The following is a 2,874-nucleotide window of genomic DNA, read 5'->3' as shown; positions in this document are numbered from 1 at the left end:
CTCCACGACCGCCGCCGTGCCCAGCACCGCCGCGTCCGCGGGGGCGCCGACCGGGCCGCGGCCCGGCTCCCGGGCGGGGTCCGCGGTCAGAACCACGTCGGGCACCACGGCGCCGCCGGCGTGCCCAGCAGCGCGTGCAGCCGCTGCACCGCCGCCGCCGAGCCGTGCACCCGCCCCGCCGCGGCCAGCGCCACCGCCGACGTCCCGCCCAGCAGCAGCGCCCCCAGCTCCGCAGCGCCCAGCACCACGTCGGGCTCGGCGTCCGTGCCCGTCACCTCCGCGCACGTCCAGCCGTCCTCCCCGCAGCGCTGGGGGTCCACGTGCAGGCGCACCGTGCCCCCCGCCGGCCCGCCGGGGTCCAGCACCCGCAGCACCAGCGTGCCGCAGCCCGGGTAGCGCCGCGCCGCCAGCGCACCGGCCGCGTCCAGCGGCCGCACCCACACGAAGTCGTCCACCGGCCCGTGCTGCACCGCCCGCGGGTCCTGCAGCATCAGCGGCAGCGGCTCGTCCACGGCGCGGTCGCGGGCCTCCACGGTGCGCACCCAGTCCAGCGAGACCAGGAACTGCCACAGGTCCCGGTAGGCGCCGGGGGAGAGGGCGTGCAGGTCCAGCACGCGCACCGAGCAGCGCGAGACCCGCCCCTCCCACTCCTCGTGCAGGGTGTAGGCGGCGTACCCGTCGGCGGCGCCGGCGGCGTCGCGGTGCACCACGACGTGCCCGCGCTCGCCCAGGGCGCCGCCGGGGCCCGGCGCCGCCCACTGCCGCCACCACTCCTCGTCGCGCGCCAGCCCGCCGGCGCGCGCGCGCCGGGAGGCGTCGTGCACGGCGGCCAGCTGCGCGCGCGCCGCCACCGGGTCCACCAGCTCCAGGCGCTGCCCGCCGTGCGGGGCGTCGTCGCGGAACCGGCACGCGCCCGCGTCCACGCGCAGGCTCGTGGACCACGTGGCCGTGCCGAAACCGAAGCGCCCGTAGATCGGCGCCTCCGCGGCGATGAGCACCGCCAGCGCGTGGCCGCGCTGCCGCGCGGCCGTCAGGTCCGCGTCGATCATCCGCCGCAGCAGCCCCCGCCGGCGGTGCGTGGGCAGCACCGTCACGGTCGAGACCGCGTTCACCGCCACCGGCCCGGTCCCCGGCAGCGTCAGCTCCGAGTCGAAGGAGCGGTACGTGGCCACCCAGCGCCCGCCGTCGAGCACCCCCGACAGCCGGTGCCCGGCCACGCGGCGCACGGCGTCGCGCGCGCGCTCCTCGGCCTCGTGCGGGGCCGGTGCCGCCTGCCAGAACGCCACCCGCGGCACCTGCGACCACGCCGCCACCGCCTCGGCGTCGGCGGGGTCCACGGTGCGCAGGGGCAGGGCCTCGGCGTCGAGGGGCGTCATGCGGGCGACGCTACCGCCGAGCCGCCGGCACCCGCTCGCGCCGACTACCCTCCTGCCGTGAGCGTCGCCGTGCGAGTCATCCCCTGCCTGGACGTCGACGCCGGCCGCGTGGTCAAGGGCGTCAACTTCGCCGACCTGCGCGACGCCGGCGACCCCGTCGAGCTGGCCCGCCGCTACGACGCGGAGGGCGCCGACGAGCTGACCTTCCTGGACGTCACCGCCTCCTCGGCCTCCCGGGAGACCACCTACGAGGTCGTCTCCCGCACCGCCGAGCAGGTCTTCATCCCGCTCACCGTCGGCGGCGGGGTGCGCTCGGTGGCCGACGTCGAGCGCCTGCTGCGCGCCGGCGCCGACAAGGTGGGCGTCAACACCGCCGCCATCGCCCGCCCCGAGCTGATCACCGAGATCGCCGAGCGCTTCGGCTCGCAGGTCCTCGTGCTCTCCGTCGACGCCCGCCGCACCCTGCCCGGCCAGGCCACCACGCCCTCCGGCTTCGAGGTGACCACCCACGGCGGCCGCCGCGGCACCGGCCTGGACGCCGTCGAGTGGGCCGTGCGCGCCGCCGAGCTCGGGGCGGGGGAGGTGCTGCTGAACTCCATGGACGCCGACGGCACCAAGGCCGGCTTCGACCTGGAGATGCTCACCGCCGTGCGCGGCCGCGTCAGCGTCCCGCTGGTCGCCAGCGGCGGCGCCGGCGCGGTGGAGCACTTCGCCCCCGCCGTGGCCGTCGGCGCCGACGCCGTCCTGGCCGCCAGCGTCTTCCACTTCCAGCAGCTGACCATCGGCCAGGTCAAGGACGCCCTGCGCGCGGCCGGCGCCCCGGTGCGCTGAGCGCGCCCCCGCTCAGCCGGCGGTGCCGGGAGCGGCGGGGGTGCCGGGGACGTCGGGCGCGCCGGGGAACGCGTCGGTGAACGCCCGCACCGCGTGCGCCGCCCCCTCCACCTGCACCAGCGCGCGCGTGCGGCGCCCGGAGGCGTGCAGCAGCAGCTCCTGCGGCTCACCGCGCAGGCTGACCGACACCGCGCCGCCGCGCACCACCGCGCGCGGGCCGTCCGGGGTGACGAGCACCACCCCCACGGGGGAGCGGCGGTAGGCCGCCCGCCCCGCCAGCCGCACCGCCCGCCACAGGCCCTCGGACTCCCCGCGCGCCAGCTCGCGCGGGCGCCAGCCCTCCTGCGCGCGGCGCACGTCCTCGCGGTGCACGAAGAACTCCACGCCGTTGACCAGGTCCGCCACCGGGCGCCAGCGCGCCGGGCTGACCGCCGGCGGCCCGGAGCGCACCCGCTGCACCAGCGCCTCGAACGGCTCCTCGCGCCAGCGCCCCTGCACCCGCTCGGCGTGCGCGCCCAGCGCGGGCACCGCCCGGCCCAGGACCTCGCCGGCCAGCACGTCCGGGCGCCCGTCGCGCACCGCCAGGTGCACCAGCAGGTCGCGCACCGCCCACCCCTCGCACAGCGTGGGCGCGCGCGGCCTGCTGGTGCACCTGGCGGTGCGCGAC

At 79.2% G+C, this 2,874-nt stretch carries 3 protein-coding genes; 1 reads left to right on the top strand and 2 read right to left on the bottom strand.

Annotated elements, in window-relative coordinates; all coding sequences use genetic code 11:
• Nucleotides 1-86: 86 nt before the first annotated feature.
• On the bottom strand, nt 87-1,376 hold the full coding sequence (locus GTR00_RS18175) for a GNAT family N-acetyltransferase (RefSeq protein WP_166612984.1): 1,290 nt from the start codon (nt 1,374-1,376) through the stop codon (nt 87-89).
• Between the two features lie 57 nt (nt 1,377-1,433).
• Here GTR00_RS18175 and hisF point away from each other — a divergent pair, with 57 nt between their 5' ends.
• Complete coding sequence (gene hisF / locus GTR00_RS18170; protein ID WP_166612983.1) at nt 1,434-2,207, top strand: imidazole glycerol phosphate synthase subunit HisF; 774 nt, start codon at nt 1,434-1,436, stop codon at nt 2,205-2,207.
• Nucleotides 2,208-2,219: 12 nt separating this feature from the next.
• On the opposite strand, the gene GTR00_RS18165 is transcribed toward hisF, so the two are convergent.
• Nucleotides 2,220-2,874, bottom strand: a 655-nt coding sequence (locus GTR00_RS18165; protein ID WP_166612982.1) for a TIGR03085 family metal-binding protein, incomplete at its 5' end; no start/stop codon positions are given.

The organism is Kineococcus indalonis, assembly GCF_009906395.1.
Taxonomy (GTDB): Bacteria; Actinomycetota; Actinomycetes; order Actinomycetales; family Kineococcaceae; genus Kineococcus; species Kineococcus indalonis.
Note: the sequence above shows the minus strand (reverse complement) of the source record. Positions and strands in the feature narration are given on the sequence as shown.